General features: G+C 64.7%; 18 protein-coding genes. 6 read left to right on the top strand and 12 right to left on the bottom strand.

The genetic code is table 11. The features are described from left to right. The first annotated feature begins 422 nt into the window (after window positions 1-422). The 5 genes from JN302_RS17005 to JN302_RS16985 all read left to right on the top strand — a co-directional run bounded on the left by JN302_RS17005 (window position 423) and on the right by JN302_RS16985 (window position 5,749). On the top strand, window positions 423-1,499 hold the full coding sequence (locus JN302_RS17005) for a substrate-binding domain-containing protein (RefSeq protein ID WP_202313611.1): 1,077 nt from the start codon (window positions 423-425) through the stop codon (window positions 1,497-1,499). Between the two features lie 96 nt (window positions 1,500-1,595). Further along, window positions 1,596-3,089 (top strand): sugar ABC transporter ATP-binding protein, encoded by a 1,494-nt coding sequence (locus JN302_RS17000; RefSeq protein WP_202333847.1) that lies wholly within the window; start codon window positions 1,596-1,598, stop codon window positions 3,087-3,089. A gap of 38 nt (window positions 3,090-3,127) precedes the next feature. Then, window positions 3,128-4,075, top strand: coding sequence for an ABC transporter permease (locus tag JN302_RS16995; protein WP_202313609.1), 948 nt, complete (start codon window positions 3,128-3,130; stop codon window positions 4,073-4,075). A 2-nt stretch (window positions 4,076-4,077) separates the two neighbouring features. Further along, a complete protein-coding gene (locus tag JN302_RS16990) occupies window positions 4,078-5,028 on the top strand; it encodes an ABC transporter permease (protein WP_202333846.1) in 951 nt (316 codons plus the stop codon). Window positions 5,029-5,065: 37 nt separating this feature from the next. Next, a complete protein-coding gene (locus tag JN302_RS16985; protein WP_202333845.1) occupies window positions 5,066-5,749 on the top strand; it encodes an SGNH/GDSL hydrolase family protein in 684 nt (227 codons plus the stop codon). Between the two features lie 203 nt (window positions 5,750-5,952). Here the strand turns inward: JN302_RS16985 and rpoD are convergent, their stop codons facing one another. From rpoD to JN302_RS16970, 3 genes are all read right to left on the bottom strand, one after another. After that, the gene (gene rpoD / locus JN302_RS16980; RefSeq protein ID WP_202313606.1) at window positions 5,953-7,968 is read right to left on the bottom strand and encodes an RNA polymerase sigma factor RpoD; all 2,016 of its coding nucleotides are present in this window, start codon (window positions 7,966-7,968) and stop codon (window positions 5,953-5,955) included. Between the two features lie 304 nt (window positions 7,969-8,272). Next, a complete protein-coding gene (gene dnaG / locus JN302_RS16975) occupies window positions 8,273-10,204 on the bottom strand; it encodes a DNA primase (RefSeq protein ID WP_202313604.1) in 1,932 nt (643 codons plus the stop codon). A gap of 120 nt (window positions 10,205-10,324) precedes the next feature. Next, window positions 10,325-10,864 carry a hypothetical protein gene (locus JN302_RS16970; protein WP_202333833.1) on the bottom strand — a complete coding sequence of 180 codons (540 nt, stop codon included), beginning with the start codon at window positions 10,862-10,864 and terminating at the stop codon, window positions 10,325-10,327. Window positions 10,865-11,071: 207 nt separating this feature from the next. On the opposite strand from JN302_RS16970, the gene JN302_RS16965 reads away from it, so the two are divergent. After that, window positions 11,072-12,736, top strand: a complete 1,665-nt coding sequence (locus JN302_RS16965; RefSeq protein WP_202313600.1) for a Na/Pi cotransporter family protein — start codon at window positions 11,072-11,074, stop codon at window positions 12,734-12,736. Between the two features lie 39 nt (window positions 12,737-12,775). On the opposite strand, the gene JN302_RS16960 is transcribed toward JN302_RS16965, so the two are convergent. From JN302_RS16960 to JN302_RS16920, 9 genes are all read right to left on the bottom strand, one after another. Then, window positions 12,776-13,588, bottom strand: a complete 813-nt coding sequence (locus tag JN302_RS16960; RefSeq protein WP_202313599.1) for a hypothetical protein — start codon at window positions 13,586-13,588, stop codon at window positions 12,776-12,778. A gap of 2 nt (window positions 13,589-13,590) precedes the next feature. Continuing rightward, window positions 13,591-13,926, bottom strand: coding sequence for a hypothetical protein (locus JN302_RS16955; protein WP_202313598.1), 336 nt, complete (start codon window positions 13,924-13,926; stop codon window positions 13,591-13,593). Between the two features lie 115 nt (window positions 13,927-14,041). Then, on the bottom strand, window positions 14,042-14,506 hold the full coding sequence (locus tag JN302_RS16950) for a hypothetical protein (RefSeq protein ID WP_202313597.1): 465 nt from the start codon (window positions 14,504-14,506) through the stop codon (window positions 14,042-14,044). 106 nt (window positions 14,507-14,612) lie between these two features. Then, window positions 14,613-15,290 carry a GNAT family N-acetyltransferase gene (locus JN302_RS16945; RefSeq protein WP_202313596.1) on the bottom strand — a complete coding sequence of 226 codons (678 nt, stop codon included), beginning with the start codon at window positions 15,288-15,290 and terminating at the stop codon, window positions 14,613-14,615. After that, on the bottom strand, window positions 15,287-16,054 hold the full coding sequence (locus tag JN302_RS16940) for an SDR family NAD(P)-dependent oxidoreductase (protein ID WP_202313595.1): 768 nt from the start codon (window positions 16,052-16,054) through the stop codon (window positions 15,287-15,289). The genes JN302_RS16945 and JN302_RS16940 overlap by 4 nt, the downstream gene beginning before the upstream one ends. After that, on the bottom strand, window positions 16,054-17,049 hold the full coding sequence (locus JN302_RS16935) for an ABC transporter permease (protein ID WP_202333831.1): 996 nt from the start codon (window positions 17,047-17,049) through the stop codon (window positions 16,054-16,056). Before JN302_RS16935 ends, JN302_RS16940 begins: the two co-directional genes overlap by 1 nt. Window positions 17,050-17,114: 65 nt before the next feature. After that, complete coding sequence (locus JN302_RS16930; protein WP_202333829.1) at window positions 17,115-18,155, bottom strand: sugar ABC transporter substrate-binding protein; 1,041 nt, start codon at window positions 18,153-18,155, stop codon at window positions 17,115-17,117. A 40-nt stretch (window positions 18,156-18,195) separates the two neighbouring features. After that, window positions 18,196-18,960, bottom strand: a complete 765-nt coding sequence (locus JN302_RS16925) for an ATP-binding cassette domain-containing protein (RefSeq protein ID WP_202333827.1) — start codon at window positions 18,958-18,960, stop codon at window positions 18,196-18,198. Further along, window positions 18,957-20,123 carry an ROK family transcriptional regulator gene (locus JN302_RS16920; RefSeq protein ID WP_202313591.1) on the bottom strand — a complete coding sequence of 389 codons (1,167 nt, stop codon included), beginning with the start codon at window positions 20,121-20,123 and terminating at the stop codon, window positions 18,957-18,959. Before JN302_RS16920 ends, JN302_RS16925 begins: the two co-directional genes overlap by 4 nt. Between the last annotated feature and the right edge of the window lie 126 nt (window positions 20,124-20,249).

Below are 20,249 nucleotides of genomic sequence, written 5' to 3'. Positions count from 1 at the left end.
ACACAGGCTCGCGACGCGGCCTGAACCTTGTTGTCAGCCCCATCCACGAGGGCAAGGCAATAAATAGTCATTCAACATGACTAACTATTGACAGGCCGGTCAAGCCATGTTTTTTGAACGCTGGAGGATATGGAGGGTCCAGGCCGTCCGACAGCGCGACCATGATCGCTGCTGCACCGAGGTCGGTCGGAGAGGAATCTACAGCGTCATTGCCAAGCGCCTGCCTAGGTCGCCGTCATCGACGGAACGGCCCGGACATTTGCGTGGCAACAACGAACTGGTGGCCGCATGCCGCTCGGAAAGAGCGTGTGCGGAAGGCCGTCTCGCGTCCCCCACTCGCCGGACGCGACCGGCACGGCAGGCGATCGGCCCGACATCGATGCCGATGGGAACAAGGGCAAACCGGTAGGAGGAAATCTCGAATGCTCGATATGCTGAGGAAGCTTGGTGTCGGAACGATCCTGGCGACGGCCCTATTCGCCGGCCCCGCCCTCGCCCAGGACGTCAATCTGATGGACGGCGTGCTGCCCCGACCGGGCGACGACCGCGTCGTCGAGGCCGGCGCCTTCAAGAAGGACGGCCCCTGGACGATCGGCATGAGCCATTTCGGCGTCAACGCCAACACCTGGACGGTGCAGATGGCGCATGAGGCGGAGGCCGCCGCCAAGCTCGACAACCGCATCAGCAAGTTCATCCTGCTCGACGCCAATGTCAGCCAGGCGAAGCAGGTCGCCGACATCGAGGATCTTATCGCCCAGAAGGTCGATGCGATCATCGTCACGCCGCTGACGCCGACCTCGGCCGACGCCGGGATCGAGAAGGCGGTCGCGGCGGGCATCCCCGTGATCGTCCATACCGGCCTGACCGAGACCGACAAATACACGGTGGACATCCAGGGCGGCGGCGAGCATTTCGGCAAGGTCATGGGCGACTGGCTCGTCAAGGAGCTCGGCGGCAAGGGCAATATCTGGGTGCTGCGCGGGCTTCCCGCCCATCCCGAGGACATCAACCGCTACAAGGGCCTGCTGCGGGCGCTCGAGGGCACCGAGGTCAAGATCATCGCCGAGGACGTCGGCGCCTGGCAGTATGACAACGGCAAGAAGGTCTGCGAAACCTTCTACCTGAACAATCCCGAGGTCGACGGCATCTGGTCTTCCGGCGCCGACATGACACGCGCCTGCGTCGACGTCTTCAAGCAGTTCGGCACCAAGATCCCGCCGATATCGGGCGAAGGCAACAACGGCTATTTCGGCATGTGGATCGCCGACGGCTTCCCGTCTGTCTCGCCCGAATACGGCCCAGAACAGGGAGCGGCCGGCGTCCGTGCCGCCGTCGCCCTGCTCGACGGCAAGTCGCTGAACAAGCGTTACGTATACGAGCCGGCGGGCTGGGATGTGGAGAAGGCCAAGAAGTTCTATCGGCCCGACCTCTCCGCCAATGTCTGGTTCCCGACCAGCCTCGGCGAGGAAGACCTGCAGAAATACTACGGCAACGAATAGCCGGGCGCAGCCGGCCGGGGCGAATTGTTCCGGCCGGCGACGCGGTCGCGATGTGTTCCGATGAACCAGGCGTTCCAAACCAGAAGCGGTGGCCCATTGGTCAGTCTGATCCAAATGTCCGGGGTGTCGAAAGCCTTCGGCAGCAGCGTCGCTCTCGACGACGTGTCCCTCGAGCTGTTCCCCGGCTCGGTGCACGCGCTGATGGGAGAGAACGGCGCCGGCAAGTCGACCTTGATGAAGATCCTGGCCGGCGTGGTCCAGCCGGACCGGGGCACGGTGCACCTCAATGGGCGTGAACTGAGGATCACAGGACCGCGCGAAGCTCTGGATGCCGGCATCTCCACAGTGTTCCAGGAACTGTCGCTCCTCCCGAACCTGACCATCGCCGAGAACATGTTCCTCGGCAGGGAGCCGACGACGGCCTTCGGTACCGTCGACGGCAGGCTCATGGAAAGGCGCGCCGGAAGCACGCTGAAAGAGCTTGGACTTGAACTCGATCCAGCGACGCTCGTCTCGGAGTTGACGATCGCCGAACGCCAGTTCGTCGAGATCGCGCGCGGCATCTTCGCAAATACGGCCGTCGTCATCCTCGACGAGCCGACCGCGGCGTTGAACTCCGCCGACGTCGAAACCCTCAACCGCCACATCCGCCGGCTCAAGGAGCAGGGCAAGGCGATCGTCTACATCTCGCACCGCATGGACGAGATCTTCGACATCTGCGACACGGTCACTGTCCTGAAGGATGGCCGCAAGGTCGCGACCCGGCCGATCCGCGAGGTGACGCCGCAATCGCTGGTCGCCCTGATGGTCGGCCGGGAGATCAAGGATCTGTTCCCCAGACGCGGGGCGCCGGGCGGCCAGCCCATCCTCACGCTCGAGGATCTCCGCCTCGCCCCGGATGCCGCTCCGATCGCTCTGACCCTCAGCAGGGGCGAGATCGTCGCGCTCGCAGGTCTCGAAGGGCAAGGGCAGCGTGAGATCCTCCGCTCCCTGATCGGCCGGCACCAGCCTCATGGGGGAACCCTCACGGTCAAGGGCGACCGTATCGACCTGCCGATGTCGCCATCCGGCGGGGTGAGGCAGATGCAGGCGATGGGCATGGGGTTCGTGCCCGAGGACCGCAAGGATGAAGGCCTCTTCCTCGGCCTGCCGCTGGCCCACAACATATCGATCGGCCTGCATACGGCCCAGCCGGACCTGTCGCTCGCCCGGCGTTATCAGAAGATCGTCGCGGGCACGCTCTCGCGCCTGGGCGTCAAGGCAGCCGGCCCCGGCGCGCCCGCCGGCTCGCTATCGGGCGGCAACCAGCAGAAGGTGCTGCTCGGCAGATATCTCGCATCCGGTGCCGACATCCTGCTCATCGAGGAGCCGACGCGCGGCGTCGACATCGGCGCCAAAGCAGAGATCTACAGGCTGCTTCGCAACTTCGCCGATGACGGCGGCGCGATCCTGATTCTGTCGCGCGAAACGATCGAACTCATCGGCCTGTGCGACAGGATCCTCGTCGTCCATGGAAGGACGATCGTCGGCGACATGCCTGCCGGCGAGGCCACTGAACACAACATCCTCGACGCGGCGCTGATCGCATGACTTCGACACACCAAGATATCCGACCCGGGCGGACCGAGATGACGACGAACCTGCGCGCATTGCTGACCGGCCGGAATTCTCGGCAAGGCCTGTGGTTCATACCGTTGCTCATCGGTTGCCTCGGAAGCGCATGGCTCGCTGTCCGCACGGACGAGTTCCTCAACGCCCAGAACCTGCTCAACCTCGTTGCCCAGGCGACGCCGCTGATGATCGTCAGTCTCGGACAGATGATCGTGGTGCTGGTGCGCGGGCTCGACCTCTCCGTCGGCGCGGTGATCAGCCTGACAACCGCAATCCTGGCGCTCGACGCGCCCGCCTATGTGCTGCTGCCGGCGGTGTTCCTGGCCACCGGGCTGATCGGCTTCGTCAACGGCTTTGCCGTGGCGCGGCTCAATGTCCATCCGATTATCGCGACGCTGTCCATGATGATGATCGTCCAGGGTGTGACGATGTTGGTCCGCCCGGTGGCGGGCGGTACGATCCCTCCCCTCGTCATCCATCTCGTGACGGGGGAATTCCTGGGCGTCTATATGCCTGTCATCTGGTCCCTGGTCATCATCCTCGTCGGCTGGAAGCTGATCCACGGGTCGCGCTACGGGCTCCACCTCTTCGCGATCGGCGGAGCGGAGGACGTGGCGCGCTCCTTCGGCATCGCCGACAAACGCAGCATTCTTCTCGCCTATGTGGCGTGTTCCACATTCGGGGCTCTCGCCGGCCTGTTCCTGGCCGGCCGTATCGCCTCGGGCGATCCCAACATCGGCATGCCTTTCGCGCTCGATTCCGTCACGGCGGTGGCACTCGGCGGCACCCAACTCGCCGGCGGTGTCGGCAGCCTGCACGGCACCGTGATCGGCGCCTTTCTGATGGCGCTGCTCGCCAACGGCATGAATGTCGAAAACGTCTCGGCCTTCGTCCAGACCGCCGTGAAGGGCACCATCCTGCTGCTGGTCGTGGCGCTGCAGCCGCGCAAATTCATGGGGCTCTGAGGATGAGTGCGACAACCACCGGTCTTGTGCAGCGGCTGACCCGGGTTCCGCCCGCCTATTTCGTCTTCGCGCTTTTGGTGCTGGTGCTGTGGGCGGCTCGGCCGCAACTGTTCAACCTCAATGTGATGGGCGTATTCGTCCGCCAGGTCGCTCCACTGGGCATTGTGGTTCTCGGCCAGCTTCTGGTCATGAATGTCCGCTCGATCGATCTTTCGGCCGGCGGCATCATCCTGCTGGTGAACTACTACATATCGTCGGGGATGTTCGGGAGTGCAGGCGCGCTGTGGCTGGTCGTGATCTCTCTGGCGACCGGGCTCGCCTTCGGCCTGTTCAACGGCCTGATGGTCGGCAAGCGCCGGGCCTCGGCCGTGATCGTGACGCTCGCCGTCAACATGATCCTGATCGGCATGGTCCAGTATCTCGCTAACGGCAAGCCGCCCGGCAACGTGCCCAGGATCTTCAACGACATCTACAACACCAGGCTGCTTGCGATACCGACTCCCATCGTCTTCTGGGCCGTGCTTTCGGCGCTGACGGCGTTCCTGTTGTCGCGCTTTGTCTTCGGTCGCTTCGTCGCGTCGATCGGTGAGAACCCCACCGCGGCCCATTTCTCCGGGGTGCCGGTCGAGCGCACGGTGATCCTGGCCCACGCTTTGTCCGGCCTGATGGCGGCGCTCGCGGGCCTTGTCCAAACGGCGTCGATAGCGGTGGGCAGCGTGCGCTTCGGCACGGATCTCGCGGTCAACGCCGTCGCCGCGACGATCCTCGGCGGTGTGATCTTCGGACGCGGGGACGGTGGAGTCTGGGGGCCGTTCTTCGGCGTCCTCTCCTTCGCACTGCTCTTCGTCGTGATGACCACCTTCGGCGTCCAGGAGCCCGGCAAGCTCGTCGCGCAAGGGCTCATCATCCTGCTCGCCGCGATCTTCTACGGGCTGCGTCGGCAGAGCGCCTGACGAACAGGCCCAATTCCCAACTTCGAGGAGGACAATCATGACGGACAAGAAACGCATCATGTGCTTCGGCGATTCCCTGACCTGGGGCTGGATTCCAATCGCCGAGGGAGCGCCGACCTTGCGTTATCCGTTCGAGCAGCGCTGGACCGGCGTGATGGCGGCGGAACTCGGCAGCGGCTTCGAGATCATCGAGGAGGGGCTCAGTGCCCGCACCACCAGCCTCGACGATCCCGTCGACTCCAGGCTCAACGGGAGCGCCTACCTGCCCTCGGCCCTCGCCAGCCACCTGCCGCTCGATCTCGTGATTGTCATGCTCGGAACGAACGACACCAAGTCTTTCTTCCGCCGCACGCCCTATGAGATCGCCAACGGCATGTCGAAGCTGCTCGGTCAGATTGCTACCAGCGGCGGTGGGGTGGGAACGCCCTACCCCGCGCCGCGGGCCTTGGTGATCGCGCCGCCGCCGCTTACGCCGATGCCGCATCTCTGGTTCCATGGCATGTTCGAAGGCGGGCATGAAAAGACAAAGGAACTCGCGAAGCATTATCAGGCGCTCGCCTCTTTCTCTGGCGCGAGCTTCCTGAATGCGGGTGACTTCATCACCACCGACGGTGTCGATGGGATCCATTTCACGCCACGGAACAACGCCGATCTCGGACGCGCCGTTGCGAACAAGGTGAAGGCCATCTTCGCCGAGTGGCCGGCAAGCAGCGCCGCCTGAGGCGTTCGACCACCTTCGACGCCTCGTGCGATCGGAAGAGTGGCCCCGATTTTCAGACCGAAAGCGGGACGTGACAGAACGACGGCGTTTCGCACCACGTCCCGCGAGACGCAAATGCGGGGCCAAGCGGCATCTTGGCCCCGCATTTCATTTTGCAGGAATTTCTTCGGTGCGACCGGGAACGCTCGCACCGGCAGCAGACGTCAGCTGTCGAGGAAGCTGCGCAGCTTGCGCGACCGGCTCGGATGCTTGAGCTTGCGCAGTGCCTTCGCCTCGATCTGGCGGATACGCTCACGGGTGACCGAGAACTGCTGGCCGACCTCTTCGAGCGTATGGTCGGTGTTCATGCCGATGCCGAAACGCATGCGCAGCACACGTTCCTCGCGCGGCGTGAGCGAGGCGAGCACGCGCGTGGTCGTCTCGCGCAGATTCGCCTGGATCGCCGCGTCGATCGGCAGGATCGCCATCTTGTCCTCGATGAAGTCGCCCAGATGCGAATCCTCCTCGTCGCCGACCGGGGTCTCGAGCGAGATCGGCTCCTTCGCGATCTTGAGAACCTTGCGCACCTTCTCGAGCGGCATGGCCAGCTTTTCAGCGAGCTCTTCCGGGGTCGGCTCGCGGCCGATCTCATGCAGCATCTGCCGCGAGGTGCGGACGATCTTGTTGATCGTCTCGATCATGTGCACCGGGATGCGGATGGTGCGCGCCTGGTCGGCGATCGAACGGGTGATCGCCTGCCGGATCCACCAGGTGGCGTAGGTCGAGAATTTGTAGCCGCGACGGTACTCGAATTTGTCGACCGCCTTCATCAGGCCGATATTGCCTTCCTGGATCAGGTCGAGGAACTGCAGGCCGCGATTGGTGTATTTCTTGGCGATTGAGATGACGAGGCGCAGATTGGCCTCCACCATTTCCTTCTTTGCGATCGCAGCCTCGCGTTCGCCCTTCTGCACCTGGTTCACGATCTTGCGGAACTCGGCGATCGAGATCGCAGTCTCCGTCGCCAGATTCTGGATCTCGGAGCGCAGATCGCGGATCATGTCCTTCTCGTTGCGGGTGAATTCCTTCCATCCGCGCGAAGACAGATTCGCGATGCTCTTCGTCCAGTTCGGGTCGAGCTCGGAGCCCTGGTACTCCCTCAGGAACTCATCGCGGCGTACGCCGTAGCTCTCGGCCAGGCGCAGCAGCCTGCCCTCGTTCTGAACCAGACGCTTGTTGATATCGTAGAGCTGCTCGACGAGGGCCTCGATGCGCGCCTGGTTGAGCGACAGCGACTTGACCGCGGTGATGAGCTCGTCCTTGAGCTCCTTCAGGCGCCGGTCCTGGCTGGGCGACAGCGTGCCGGCAGCCGCGAGGCGGTTCTCGACCTGCTGGTCCTGCAGCTTGCGCAGCTTCTTGTAGGTGTCGGCGATGAGGTCGAGGGTCGCCATGACCTGTGGGCGGAGTTCCGCCTCCATGGCCGCCAGAGACAGGCTGGCCTCGTCCTCGTCTTCCTCCTCGTCCTCGACCCGGTTCTCGCCGCCGACATTGGTGATGTCGTCGTCCTCGCGCGACCGGCGGCCGGGGCGTTCCTCGGCCTTCGGCTTCTCGGCCTCTTCGGTGCGCTCGACCACGGGCGCCTGCTTGGCCTCGGGGCCGGCATAGGTCGCTTCGAGATCGATGATCTCGCGCAGCAGGATCTTCGCCTCGTTGAGTTCGTCGCGCCAGATGATGATCGCCTGGAAGGTCAGCGGGCTTTCGCAAAGGCCCGCGATCATCGTCTCGCGCCCGGCCTCGATGCGCTTGGCGATGGCGATCTCGCCCTCGCGCGACAGGAGCTCCACCGAGCCCATCTCGCGCAGATACATGCGCACGGGGTCGTCGGTGCGATCCGTCGGCTCCTTCTTGGTAACGGTGGCGACCGCGGTTCCGGTCTGCTCGGCCAGTTCGTTGGCCTCCTCGTCGGAATCGCCCTCCGAGGCTTCCGCCTCTTCGCCGGCCTCGTCGTCCTCGACGACGTTGATGCCCATGTCGGAGAGCATGGCCATCGTGTCCTCGATCTGCTCGGAGGTCACTTCCTCCGAGGGCAGCACCGAGTTCAACTCGTCCATGGTCACATAGCCGCGCTTCTTGGCGGCCTTGATCATCTTCTTGACAGCATCGTCGGAGAGGTCGAGCAGAGGGCCGTCGGTAGCGCCCTCGCGTTCGGTTTCAACCTCTTCCTTTTCTTTTGTCGCCATGCTTTATCGTCTCCAAGCGGCCGGGAGCTGCGAGAACGGTATGGGTGTTCTCGGCCCGGGCAAATCAGATGCGTCTGGTGGTGCGTCGCGCCTTCGAAGCGCTTAGCCGACCTTGCGTTAAATCCCGATTAACCCTGCTATCTGGGGCGGATATGCGATCCGTCCAGATCGTAAAGCGTCCGTCCCGTTGATCTTCGGTGCGGGGCCACCCGCGTTAACTTTTCGAATCGTCCTGATTCCGTCATTCTGGCAGAAGGTCAAGCGCCTCTGGCATGATTCGCCCCAAAAAAGCGAATCAATTGAGTCAGGTACGGCCACCACGCCCCGACGAGATGCCGAAGCCCTCGATGAGCGCCTCGGTTGCCTGCACATCGCGAAACTGTGCCTGGATCTCGACAAGGTGACGGTAGTTTTCGTCCGTGGGGTCTGTCGCCAGCGCCACCTCGGCCGCCTTCAGCTCCCTATGTAGGGAGCGTGCGCTGCGGTGCAAGTGCAGCGCCTGGAAGAAGGCCTCGCGCGCGTCCTCGATCGCGGCGTCCTCAAGCGCCGGCCATTGGCGCGTCTTGCGCACCAGTTCGACCGATCGCTGCCAGCAGTCGGCGAGGCCCGCCCGTTCGAGCGCCTCGATCATCGCCGTTCGGTCGTGGGCGACGTCGTGCGCAACCGCGTCGATGACGGCCGAATGCAGCCGTCGCAGATCCGGATGGGCGAGGTCGAGCGTCTCGACCGCTTCAAATGAAAGGTCGATCAGTCCGGGGTGGTTGACGATCGACACGACGAGCACGGTCTCGCGCAGCGGCAGCACCTCGCCCGCCTTCTTGACGAGCGCCGACCGCGCCAGACTGTCGGACACGGTGAGCCGGCCGGACGATGTGCCGCGGTCCCATTGGCCACGCCGTCCGCCCTGTCCCCGGTCCTTCTCCCCGAACCGGCCGGGACGGCCGCCCCGCGAGCTGCCGAAGAAAGAGTGAACCCGATCGCGCATTTCCTGGCTGTAGTGGAAGCGCACGCTTTCGTCGCGGATCCTGGAGGTCAGTTCGCGCAACGTCTTTTCGAGCTCGGCCCGACGTTCGGGCGTCTCGAATACGCCGCCTGCGGTCTCGCGCTGCCAGAGCAGATCGGCCAAAGGCCGTGCCTCGGCCAGCACCGCGCGGAAAGGCTCGGGGCCGCCATTCCTGACGAGATCGTCGGGATCCTGGCCTTCCGGCAGAAGTGCGAAACGGACGCTGCGGCCGGGCTCGATCGCCGGCAAGGCAAGGTCGGCCGCCCGCCATGCCGCCTTCAGCCCCGCTTTGTCGCCGTCGAAGCACAGCACCGGTTCGCTTGCCATGCGCCAGAGGAGATCGAGCTGGTTCTCGGTAAGCGCGGTGCCGAGCGGGGCCACGACGTTCTCGAAGCCCGCCTGCGCCAGCGCGATGACGTCCATATAGCCTTCGACGGCGATCACCGTGCCGTCTTTCTGCATGGCCTTCCTGGCCCGCGCGAAATTGTAGAGCACATTGCCCTTGTGGAAGAGTTCCGTCTCGGGCGAGTTCAGATATTTGGCGGAGACCTCAGGCGACATCGCCCGGCCGCCGAAGGCGATGATCCGGCCGCGTGAATCCGGAATGGGGAACATGATCCGGTCGCGGAAGCGATCATAGGAGACCGGCACGTCCGGGCCGAAATAGGTAAGGCCGCAGGCCTCCATCTGCGCCTTTTCGACCCCCTTTCCCGCCAGGAACTCCTTCAGCGCATTGCGGCTGTCGAGCGCATAGCCCAGGCGGAACCCCTGCTGGGTCGCCGGCGTCAGCCCGCGATCGCGCAGATAGGCGCGGGCCTTGGCGCCGGCCGCCGACTGGAGTTGATCCTGGAAGAAGGAGGTCGCGAGCTCCATCACATCGTGAAGCGAGGCGCGCTCCTTGTCCCGCCGCTCCGCGTCCGGATCGCGTTCGGGCATCGGGACGCCGGCCATTTCGGCGATCCGCTCGACTGCCTCGGGAAAGCTCAGGCCGTCGAGTTCGGTCAGGAAGCGGAAATGGTCACCCGAAACCCCGCAGCCGAAACAATGGTAGCGGCCCTTGCGATCCTCGCAGTGGAAGCTCGGCGTCTTCTCGCCGTGAAAGGGACAGCACGCCCAATAGTCGCCACGCGGCGCATTGGTCTTCTTCCGGTCCCAGGCGACACGCTGTCCGACCACCGAGGAAATCGGCACGCGGTCGCGAATCTCGTCGAGGAAAGAAGGAGGAAAGCGCATGATGTCAGGCTCGTTTCAACCTGATATAGGCGTAGCTCGGACCGCAGACGACTCCTAACTCGGAGCTTGCCCAGTATTCACAGCCCAGTATTCACAGCCCGGCATATTCACAGGCTGGCCTCATGTGCCGAGCCGCTCGATCACGCCCGCGACCTGTTCGGCAGTCGTTGACACGCCGTCCAGACGCAGCACCGGGGCGGATTGCGCGGCCAGCCAGCGATTGTGCATGGCGAGGCTTCGGCCTTCGAAATGTGGTTCGTCATAGCGATCCGCCCATTCGAGGAAAGCGCGCGAATTCTCGTGCATGACGCCGCCGGGCTCGATCGCTGCGCCGTAGCGGTCGGCTTCCCGGGCCCGGAGCCGCGACATCCTCACATCGGCCGGGGTGTAGAGGAAGACGATAAGGTCGAAGCGCGGCATCAGCGGATCGCCCCAGCCGACTAGGGAGCCGGAGAGCACCCATTTGTCGCCCAGGAGCCGGTCGCCGAGCAGCGCGAGGCGTTCGGCGACCGGCCGCTTGTCGGTGAAGGGCGGTACGGTCGGCATCCAGTAGAAGTCGTCGACGTCGAACTGCGGCGCGCCGAGCCGCGCAGCGAGAGCCGCTCCGAGCGTCGTGACTCCCGATCCGGATGCTCCGGTGATGTGGATATGAGCCGTCATTTCAATCCCATGTCCCCGCTGCCGGCAGCCCATGATCGCAAGGCATCCTGCATCCATTTCCGACATCCGCCGTCGCCGGGCAACCGCCGAAGATCGCAGATTTTCATTATTCGGCTAATATAAACCAGGCTGAAGACTAACCGAGATTCGTGACAAGGAGGGCATTCGCGGCTTTCCGATGGCTTTTTCGATCCGAGATTGCTTCCCATGAGTGGATCGGTCGTCCTGCTGCATCTTGCCGGTGCCGTCGCCCTGCTTCTGTGGGCGACGCGCATGGTGCGCACCGGGGTCGAACGCGCTTATGGCGGTACGCTGCGCCGCAGGCTGCGCGCCACAATGAGCAATCCGCTGATGGCAGTTGCCACGGGTGCCGCACTCTCCATCGCCCTGCAGAGCTCGACGGCCGTAACGCTGCTCGTCGGCTCCTTCGCGGGGTCGGGCATCGTCAGCGGCATGTCCGGCCAGCTCGCGGTGCGCGGCGCCGAGATCGGCTCTTCGCTGGTGGTCAAGCTGCTCTCCTTCGACCTGAGCCTTCTGGTGCCGGTCTGCCTCGCGGCCGGCACGGCCATGTTCATGGCCACCGGGCGGCGCGCCTGGCGCCAGGCAGGCCGCATCCTCGTCGGCGTCGGCCTGCTCATCCTGTCGCTGGAGATGATCGGTGACGCGTCCGAGCCGCTGCGCGAAAGCCGGCTCCTTCCCGTCGTGATCGACTATCTGGCGGGAGATCCGGTCACCGCCTACATCCTCGCGGCGGTCATGACCTGGCTCTTCCATTCGAGCATCGCCGCGGTGCTGCTGTTCATGACGCTCGCCGCGCGCGGCTTCATCCCGCCGGAACTCGGCATCGTGCTGGTGCTGGGCGTCAATCTCGGCAGTTCCGTCATCGCCCCCCTGCTCACACGCACCGCGCCGCCGGCAGTGCGTGTCGTTCCGGTCGGAAATCTCCTGATGCGCGGCGCCGGCTCGCTCGCGGCGCTCGTCCTGTTCCTTGCTTTCCGCCCGCCGGCCACATGGCTCGGCCCCGACGTACCCGATCAGATCGTACACGCCCATATCCTCTTCAATTGCCTTATCTTGCTGATCGGCATGCCGCTTGCCGGCCTGGTCTATCGCGCTTCCGAACGCATCGTCGCCCTCGGCGCACCGGCCGCGCCTGCGCCGGACCTCGGGGCGACCGAGATCAGCGCGCTGGACGAGGCCGCGCTCGAGGTCCCGAGCCAGGCGCTCGCCAACGCGACCCGCGAGGTGATCCGCGTCTGCGAGACCATCGAGATCATGCTCACGCATATCATGGAACTATACGAGAAGGCCGATCAGGAGACGATCAAGGCCCTCGCCGCTCTGGACGACCGCGTCGACAGGAAACACGCCCAGATCAAGCTCTATCTCGCCAGGGTGACGGCCCGCTCGCTTTCCGAGGACGAAGCGCTGCGCTGCCAGGAACTGCTCGGCGCCTGCGTCAAGCTCGAACAGGTCGGCGACATCATCGTGCGCAACATGCTCGTGCATGTGAAGAAAAAGCGTGACCGCAGGCTGGAGTTCACCGACGAGGGCTGGAGCGAACTCACGGCCTTCCATGCCTCGGTGCTTACCAATGCCCGCCTCGCCTTCAACCTCCTGGTCTCCCGCGACATGGAGACGGCGCGCCTTCTGGTGGAGGAGAAGGACCGCATGCGCGACCGCGAAAAGGCGGCGAGCCAGAGCCATTTCGCGCGACTGAGCGAGGGCACGGCCAGGAGCATCGAGACGAGCACGATCCATCTCGACACGATCCGTGACCTGAAGGAGATCAACTCGCTGCTCGCCTCGATGGCCTATCCCGTGCTGGAGGAGCACGGCCTGCTCAGCGGATCACGCCTCAAGGCGGACTGAATATCCATCTGGTCGAGCCGGGCACCTGGCCTGGCGGGATCAACTCGCTTGCCAAGGATAGGATGCTTCTGGAAACATCGGCACGACTTCCGGCTCGGCAGTTGCCTTCCTGAAACTTGCTCTGCCGTCATCCATTGCGCCGACTTCGATCGGAACACCGGCGGAATTCACTGCGAGAAGACCGACCAGATCGACCGGTGCCTCCACGACGTAGCCTTCCGCCTGATCCAGCGCCGTCGCCAGACGGCCGCGCAAGAACGATGCATTCCAGTCTGCCGGGATGCCCTTCACCGCAACGTAGTGTTCATCGGAGATCGACAGTCCCCTGCGACGCATTTCGTCGATGAGCCTCTGCGGAGAGAAATGAGGCGGCTTGCCTGCAGCGGCCAATACCAGCGGACCGATCGGGCACATCATCTCGGCAATGGCGACGATGTCGACAAAATCCCGTGCCTTGGTTCTGGTCGACGCCGCTACGATTTTGTTCACGGCGAGATCCGCTTGGTGGAGCCGCGCGCCCCACTCGTCGTCGCGGACAAGCGGGAAGAACCGCGTACGGGTCTCGCTCATCCATTGGATCAGTGTGGCTTCACGATCGCGCGACACTCTTGCTTCCACACAGCCGTAGATCTGAACGTCGACCGATACGCGGAAGCCCGCCTGCTGCAGAAGTGCGATGTCTGCATCCGCAACGAAGCCGATCTCTTCGTCCGTATCATGAAAGATGTCGATGTCGTCGGATTGGCGCGGCCAGTCCCGGTTGAGCACCACGCCGCCGGCTACGTAGCTCGATTCGGACCGATTCGATGCGATGCATCTCATCACGTCCTTCTGGATTGCCGTCAGTGCCATCGCTACTCCTCCAGGGCGTCGAGTATGCGGCGCCCCATGGCGAAAGCCCTGGCATCCCCACGCTCCATGAGTGCGCTGGCGATAACGGGCCCCCGCCGCTCTATGCCCGCCACCCGGTCGAGATCGATATTGTCCAGCAGCCGCACACCATAAAGCGCGATCGCCTTGGCGCACATCTGCTCGAGGCGCTCCTTGCGTTCACGATGTTCGGCGCGCATTCGCGCGGCCTGTGCCACGATTTCCGCACGCTTCGAGGACGGAACGAGCACCTCTACGCGCTGAAGGTCGGAACCTCCTCCGGTCTCTCTGTACTTTCTCACACGATCGCGCGCCGCCATGGATGACCACCTCGGAATATCCATCAGCTAGGCGTATCCCGGTTACGCGTCAAGAGATCAGGGGGCTTTCGATCTTCCGGACGTTGATCAAACCTGGCGCCATGATCCGCACTGCTCAATAGCGCCCGCGGATAAGCAGTGCCCGGGCGACGGCGGCGCGCCTTCCGGGATCGAATCCGGCCCACCCCCGAGCCCAGAAATCAGCTGCCTCGGGCGTGTCCAGATTCCACTGCCTTATGTCGACTGCCCGGTCGCCCATATCCACTGCCATGCGCAGGCCGCCCAGCGCCCGGTAGTGATCGACGAAATCGAACGCATCGAACCCGCCGCCCATCGCACCGCTTGCTGTATCGGTGTCGCGCGCGCGGGCGTTGCGCGACCAGCCTCGCGCCTGTCTCAGTTCCTGCGCACGGGCGATGATGACCCGCAGTCGCGCCAGCTCGATCGGAACCGGCGCATGTGTCCGGTTGAGTGCGAGGATCTGGTTGTTCACATCCTTCAGTATGCGCCACAGCGAATAGCTGTCGAATGTTGCGCTACGCGCGATCTCCCCGGAAATCTTCTCGATATCTCTCGGCATTCTGGCGTGCCTCGGTTCAAGCTATTGGCCGCCCGCTTGGGGCACATATTACCAGCGCGCCCACCCTGCGGCGGTTAATGAAACCCTTAAGATTTTAGGGAGCTGGCTACCTCTTTGGGGGTAGATGGAAGGGGCTGTCCTCGTCAGTGGTGCGGAGCCGCTTGGCGACATAGACATGGCCGGCCGGCAGGTCCGGGCTGCGCAGAACGCCGTAGCCGATCGCACCATAGAAGCGGATCGCGTCGCCGTTGCGGGGGTTCACCTGAAGATGCAGTCCGGGCGAGCCGGCCGCCGCGAGGCGGCCCTCGAGAAAGGCCATGGCCCGGCGACCGATCCCCTTGCCCCGCGCCGGCGGCAGAAGATCGATATGACCGTGTGAGGGGTAGGCTGCGAGCGACCCGGGCACGGTGAGGTCGGGATGATGGACGAGGCGCCGCGCCCGGTCGCTGCCACGCCAGCTTGCTGCATCGGGCCCGGGGTCGGCCGTTCGTCGTCGCAGTTCGGGATACCATTCATTGGCAAGGCGCGTGTTGAAGGCCGCGGTGTCGGCCGCCCCGAAGAGATAGCCCGAGACGCCGCCCGGACCGTCGATCACGAAGGCGAGGTCGGGCTCGAGGACCTGGTAGGGCACGGCATAGATCAGCCCCAGAAGTTCGGGATCGTCCTCGATCGCGGAGGCGTCCTTGCCTGCATCGCCGGTCTCCAGACAGATCCTGGCAAGCGCCGGATGGTCTTCGAGGGTAGCCCGCCGCAGGAAAAAACCGTCGACCAGGTCGAGCGTCATGGCGGAAGCAGCCGGAAATCCTTGCCCTCGGGCAAAAGCTGGCCGCCGTCGACGACGATGGTCGTGCCGGTGACGTAGCTCGCATCGTCGGAGGCAAGGAAGAGGAAGGCATTGGCGACGTCGCGAGGCGTGCCGAGACGGCCGAGCGGGATGGCGTCTTCCATGCTCTTCATGAAGGCCGGTCCCCGACGGAGCTCGATCGCCTCGGTCAGGATGTTGCCGGGCTCGACGCCATTGACCGTGATGCCGTAGCCCGCGAATTCGAGCGCGGCGGAGCGGATGAATCCGTTTATCCCCGCCTTGGTCGCCGAGTAGTGGCCATGGCCGGGACTGGAGACATGCGGGCCGGTGATCGACGAGGTGAAGAGCATGCGGCCGGAACGTTGCGCCTTCATGGGCCCGAGCGCGGCGCGCGCGGCATTGAAGCTGCCGCGCAGATTGACCGCCATGACGCGGTCCCAGTCGTCCGGGCTGGTGTTTTCGATCAGCTGCCAGGGATAGATGCCGGCATTCTGGACAATGACGTCGAGGCGGCCGTGACGCTCGATCGCCAGGGCCACGGCAGCCTCGGCGTCGGTCATCGCCGAGATGTCGGTGCGGCGAAAGGTAGCCCCCAGCTCGTCAGCCGTCCCCTGCCCCGCTTCGGCCTCGACGTCGCCAAGCACCAGCAGCGCCCCCTCCTCGGCGAAGCGCTGCGCAATTCCCTTGCCGATGCCGCGCGCGGCGCCGATGATCAATGCGACCTTGCCGCGAAGACGGTCCATTACGCCAGCCTCTGTCTTATGCCCTGCTTGAGCGTGTCGAGCAAAACGGCGGCCAGCACGAGCAAGCCGTGGATGACCTGGGTGAAATTGGCCGGAAGCCCCATCAGGTTGATCGCCGTGTTGATGGACGAGAGCAGCAGCACGCCCGCATAGACGCCGGGCAAGGCACCGACCCCACCCTTCAGGCTGACGCCGCCGATCACGACCGCCGCGAAAGCGTTGAACAGCAGGCCGACGCCGAGATTGGCGGTGGCCCCCGAAGTACGGATCGCCAGCAGCCAGCCGGCGAGACCGGCGATCCCGCCGGCCAGGATGAAGGCCAGGATCAGGTTGCGCTTGACGCGGATACCGGCCCGGAACGTCGCCGTCTCGTTGCCGCCGATCATGATGAGATGGCGGCCGAACGGTGTCTTGGCCATGACCAGCGAGGAGACGACGAAGCACAGGATGGCGATCCATGCGGTGAGCGGCAGGCCCGCAAGCCTCTGGATGCCGAACCAGCGGATCGCCGGCACGAGATCCTGCGCCGATCGGCCGCCCGACACGGCGAGCACGAGGCCGCGCACCCAGATGTAAGACGCCAGCGTGATGATGAAGGCGTTCATCCTCATGCCGACGATGAGATATCCGTTGAGCGAGCCGACGAGGCCGCCCACGACAACCGCGATCAGCAGCGAGACCGGGGCCGTCAGCCATTCCGGATGGAGCCGGACGCCCATGCCGATGCCGGCCGAGCAGAACAATATGCCCACCGTCATGGCCGCCAGCGCCGCGACGGACTCCACCGACAGGTCCATATTGCCGGTGACGATGACCAGGGCAAGCCCGATCGACATGACGCCGAGCACGCTCGACGCCTCGATGATGTTGGTGAAGATGCCGATCTGGAAAAAGTTCGGAACGAAGGCGGAGAAGGCCGCCAGCACGAACAGCAGCATGAACCAGACGAGGTTGTCGAGCACGAATTCCAGGATACGGCGGTTGCGTGACGTCATCGGCTGATCCCGAAGGAGAAAGGTGCTCCGGAGCACCGCAGGCCCCAGAGCATGCGAGACCCGGGCTACTCGACCGGCTTCACCATGTCGGTCGGCGGCTTCAGATTGCCCCAGAATGCGGGATTGTCGACGTTCTCCTTGGAGATCGCGGCGCCCGGGATCTTGATGTTCGGCCCCCAGGCCTCCTCGGTCACCACGCTCTTCAGCCCGAGCACGTCATATTCGCCGGGCTTGATCTCCTGCTTGTTGACCACCTTGTCCATGAACATGGCGACCGCCGCGGCCTGGGCGTAGAGCGGTTGCTCGACTTCGACGTTGAGCCAGCCCTTGCGGATCAGGTCGAGGCCGACGGGGGCGCCGTTCGAGCTCATCATCAGGATATCGCCCGGCTTCTTGCCGGCAGATTCCAGCGCAGCGACGGCGGCGACCGAGAGATGGGCCGCGTGGCTGAAGATCATGTCGATATCCGGGTTGGCGACGAGCTGGTCCGCGACGATCGTGCCGGCATTGCTGGCTTCCCATTGCATCGCCGGCACGGAGATGATGGCGACATCGGGATGGGCCTTCATCTTCTCCTCGAAACCCTTCTGGATGTCGAGCGTGTAGGGATCGCCGGGATCGCCCAGAACCTGCAGGATCTTGCCCTTCACGGCGCCGTTCCTGGCCGTCAGCAGCTTCTGCGTCTCCTCGGCCGCGACATGGCCGATCTCGATCGTGCCCGCGACCGAAGTGAAGTCGGAGGGCGTGGAGGTGATCTGGCGGTCGAACTCGACGACCGGAATGCCGGCCGCGCGGGCTGCCTCGATGGACGGCTTGAGCGCATTGAAATCGACCGCTGCCAGGATGATCGCCGCCGGCTTGAGGGTGATGACGTCGTTCATCTGGGTCTGCTGGGCGTCGGTCTTGTTGTCGGCATTGAGCGTCTTCATCTCGTAGCCGACCTGCTTCAGGAACATCTCCAGGGCGCTCACCGAGCCGGTCTGGAATTCGTCGAGCAGCGTCGGCACCAGATAGTAGACGGTGCCCTTGGTCTGGGCGAAGGCCGGCGCGAGCATCGCAAGGCCGAGTGCCACGATGCCGAACGCGGCCAGAAACAGTCGCTTCATATCGTTCCTCCCTGTTTTTGCCGGATGCTCCTTTCGCCCCTCAGCCTCCCGGTCCGGCACCGGCAGGCGTTTCCCCGGTGATCATGTCGATCACCGCGTCGGGACTGGTATTGCTGCGCGCGACATCGCCCGCCACGATGCCTTGCCGGATCACCACGATCCGGTCCGCGACCTGGAAGGCCTGCTGCATGATGTGGGTGATGATGATGACGCCGATGCCCTGGCTGGCGACCTGGCGGATCATTTCGAGGCCGCGCCGCGTCTGTTCGACGCCCAGCGCCGCGAAGGGCTCGTCGAGCAGCACGAGCTTGCCGCCCCAATGCACAAAGCGGTTGAGCTCGATCGCCTGCCGCTGGCCGCCCGAGAGATGCTCCACTTTGGTGCGCAGCGACGGGATGCGCGTGCCGGCATTGGCCAGCGCCGCCGCGACAACGGCTTCCATCGCGCGCTCGTCGAGCATGGGGACGCCGAGCACGTTGCGGGTGATCTCCCGGCCCATGAAGAAATTGGCGACCACATCGACATTGGTGCAGAGCGACAGGTCCTGATAGACGGTCTCAATGCCCGCCGCCTTGGCCTCAGCCGGAGTGCGCGCCAAAAACTCCCTGCCCTCGAACAGCATGCGCCCCGACGTCGGCTCCAGCCCGCCTGCGATGATCTTGACCAGCGTCGACTTGCCCGCGCCATTGTCGCCGAGCAGCGCCACCACCTCGCCTTTGGCTATGCTGAAGCTGATGCCCTTGAGGGCCTCGATCGCACCGTAGTTCTTGGTGATATTCTCCAGGGTCAGCAAGGGTTCGCTCATGCCGCCGCTCCCTTTTCGCGCGGCGCGGCATGCCTGGGCTCGGCGACCGTCTCGAACATCTGGCCGAAACGCGGCGACAGCACGCCCGTCACGGCAAGGGCGGCGGCGCCGCGCAGCACCGAGTTCGGCCCACTGGATGCCACGACGATGCGCGGGGTCGTGCGGTCCTTCCGCGCCGAAACCGTGTTGGGCAGATCCTGCACCGTGGCCGCCAGCTTTTCCAGGAGGTCGAGCGGCGCCAGGCCGCCCAGCACCACGACCTGCGGATCGAACAGATTTTCGATGGTGGCGACGGCATTGCGGAAGATCGGCCGAACCTGCGGCAGCCACTCGGCCTCGCCGCCTTGCCGGCGACCGAGCGCCTCCAGCGACAGATAGCGTTCCAGGCAGCCGCGATTGCCGCACGGGCAAGGTTCGCCGTCAGGCACGGCGGGGATGTGGCCGATCTCTCCGGCATTGCCCCAGGCGCCCCGCAGCACAGTTCCGTCATGGACCATGGCGCCTCCCAGCCCCACCCCGAAATAGAGGTAGTAGTAGTCCGAGAAGCGGGTACCCAGACCATAGAGCTGCTCGCCCAAGGCGGAAGCCGCCATGTCGGTCTCGATAAAGGCCGGCAGCCCGGTCTCGTCGGCAAGCCGCTCGCGCAGCGCGACATCCTGCCAGCCGGCCATTGTGGTCGGTCCGACGAAACTCATGGATTCGACGCCGAAGGGACCGGGCAAGGCCATGCCTACGCCGAGGATGCGGCCGCCCGGTCGCAGGCCCGTCAACTCCGCCACCAGCCTGCCGATGAGTTCGAAAGCATGATCCGGCGTCGCGTTCGGCGCGTCGCGATGCCTGCTTTCGATCACCTCCCCGCTGAGATTGACCAGTGCCGCGTCCAGGCCCAACGGTGTCAGATGGATGCCGACGGCATAACCGCCTTCCGGATTGATGCGGAGTCGAGCCGGCGGGAGGCCGCGGCCGTTCGGCTCGTCGCGCAGCGACAGGATGTAGCCCTGCTCTTCGAGTTCGCGCACGATGGTCGACACGGTCTGCACGGTAAGTCCGACTTGCCGCGCGATGTCGGCCCGCTTGATCGGCGCATGGAGGCGGATGGATTCGAGCACGATGCGCCGGTTGAACGGTCGCGCGAACTCCTGGTTGGTCCCCCGCAGCGTCATGTCAACGCCCTCCAAGAGAGGAGAGCTTCGCACCGGCCAACTATTCAGTCAAATGGAATTCAAAAAGGCGGACGACATCGCGGCGGGGCCGGCAGAGGACCGACGATGCAGCCGCCGATATCGGGC

This window comes from Mesorhizobium sp. L-8-3, from assembly GCF_016756615.1.
Classification (GTDB): domain Bacteria; phylum Pseudomonadota; class Alphaproteobacteria; order Rhizobiales; family Rhizobiaceae.
The sequence above is the reverse complement of the archived record's forward strand: the minus strand, read 5'-3'. Positions and strand labels throughout refer to the sequence as shown.

Excerpts from the sequence above, each read along its gene's own strand:
- rpoD (WP_202313606.1), bottom strand. The coding sequence starts at position 7,968 with ATGGCGACAAAAGAAAAGGAAGAGGTTGAAACCGAACGCGAGGGCGCT.
- JN302_RS16965 (WP_202313600.1), top strand. The coding sequence starts at position 11,072 with ATGAGTGGATCGGTCGTCCTGCTGCATCTTGCCGGTGCCGTCGCCCTG.
- JN302_RS16985 (WP_202333845.1), top strand. The coding sequence starts at position 5,066 with ATGACGGACAAGAAACGCATCATGTGCTTCGGCGATTCCCTGACCTGG.
- JN302_RS17005 (WP_202313611.1), top strand. The coding sequence starts at position 423 with ATGCTCGATATGCTGAGGAAGCTTGGTGTCGGAACGATCCTGGCGACG.
- JN302_RS16990 (WP_202333846.1), top strand. The coding sequence starts at position 4,078 with ATGAGTGCGACAACCACCGGTCTTGTGCAGCGGCTGACCCGGGTTCCG.
- JN302_RS16940 (WP_202313595.1), bottom strand. The coding sequence starts at position 16,054 with ATGGACCGTCTTCGCGGCAAGGTCGCATTGATCATCGGCGCCGCGCGC.
- JN302_RS16995 (WP_202313609.1), top strand. The coding sequence starts at position 3,128 with ATGACGACGAACCTGCGCGCATTGCTGACCGGCCGGAATTCTCGGCAA.
- JN302_RS16925 (WP_202333827.1), bottom strand. The coding sequence starts at position 18,960 with ATGAGCGAACCCTTGCTGACCCTGGAGAATATCACCAAGAACTACGGT.
- JN302_RS16930 (WP_202333829.1), bottom strand. The coding sequence starts at position 18,155 with ATGAAGCGACTGTTTCTGGCCGCGTTCGGCATCGTGGCACTCGGCCTT.
- JN302_RS16920 (WP_202313591.1), bottom strand. The coding sequence starts at position 20,123 with ATGACGCTGCGGGGGACCAACCAGGAGTTCGCGCGACCGTTCAACCGG.
- JN302_RS16950 (WP_202313597.1), bottom strand. The coding sequence starts at position 14,506 with ATGCCGAGAGATATCGAGAAGATTTCCGGGGAGATCGCGCGTAGCGCA.
- JN302_RS16970 (WP_202333833.1), bottom strand. The coding sequence starts at position 10,864 with ATGACGGCTCATATCCACATCACCGGAGCATCCGGATCGGGAGTCACG.
- JN302_RS16935 (WP_202333831.1), bottom strand. The coding sequence starts at position 17,049 with ATGACGTCACGCAACCGCCGTATCCTGGAATTCGTGCTCGACAACCTC.
- dnaG (WP_202313604.1), bottom strand. The coding sequence starts at position 10,204 with ATGCGCTTTCCTCCTTCTTTCCTCGACGAGATTCGCGACCGCGTGCCG.
- JN302_RS16945 (WP_202313596.1), bottom strand. The coding sequence starts at position 15,290 with ATGACGCTCGACCTGGTCGACGGTTTTTTCCTGCGGCGGGCTACCCTC.
- JN302_RS16955 (WP_202313598.1), bottom strand. The coding sequence starts at position 13,926 with ATGGCGGCGCGCGATCGTGTGAGAAAGTACAGAGAGACCGGAGGAGGT.
- JN302_RS16960 (WP_202313599.1), bottom strand. The coding sequence starts at position 13,588 with ATGGCACTGACGGCAATCCAGAAGGACGTGATGAGATGCATCGCATCG.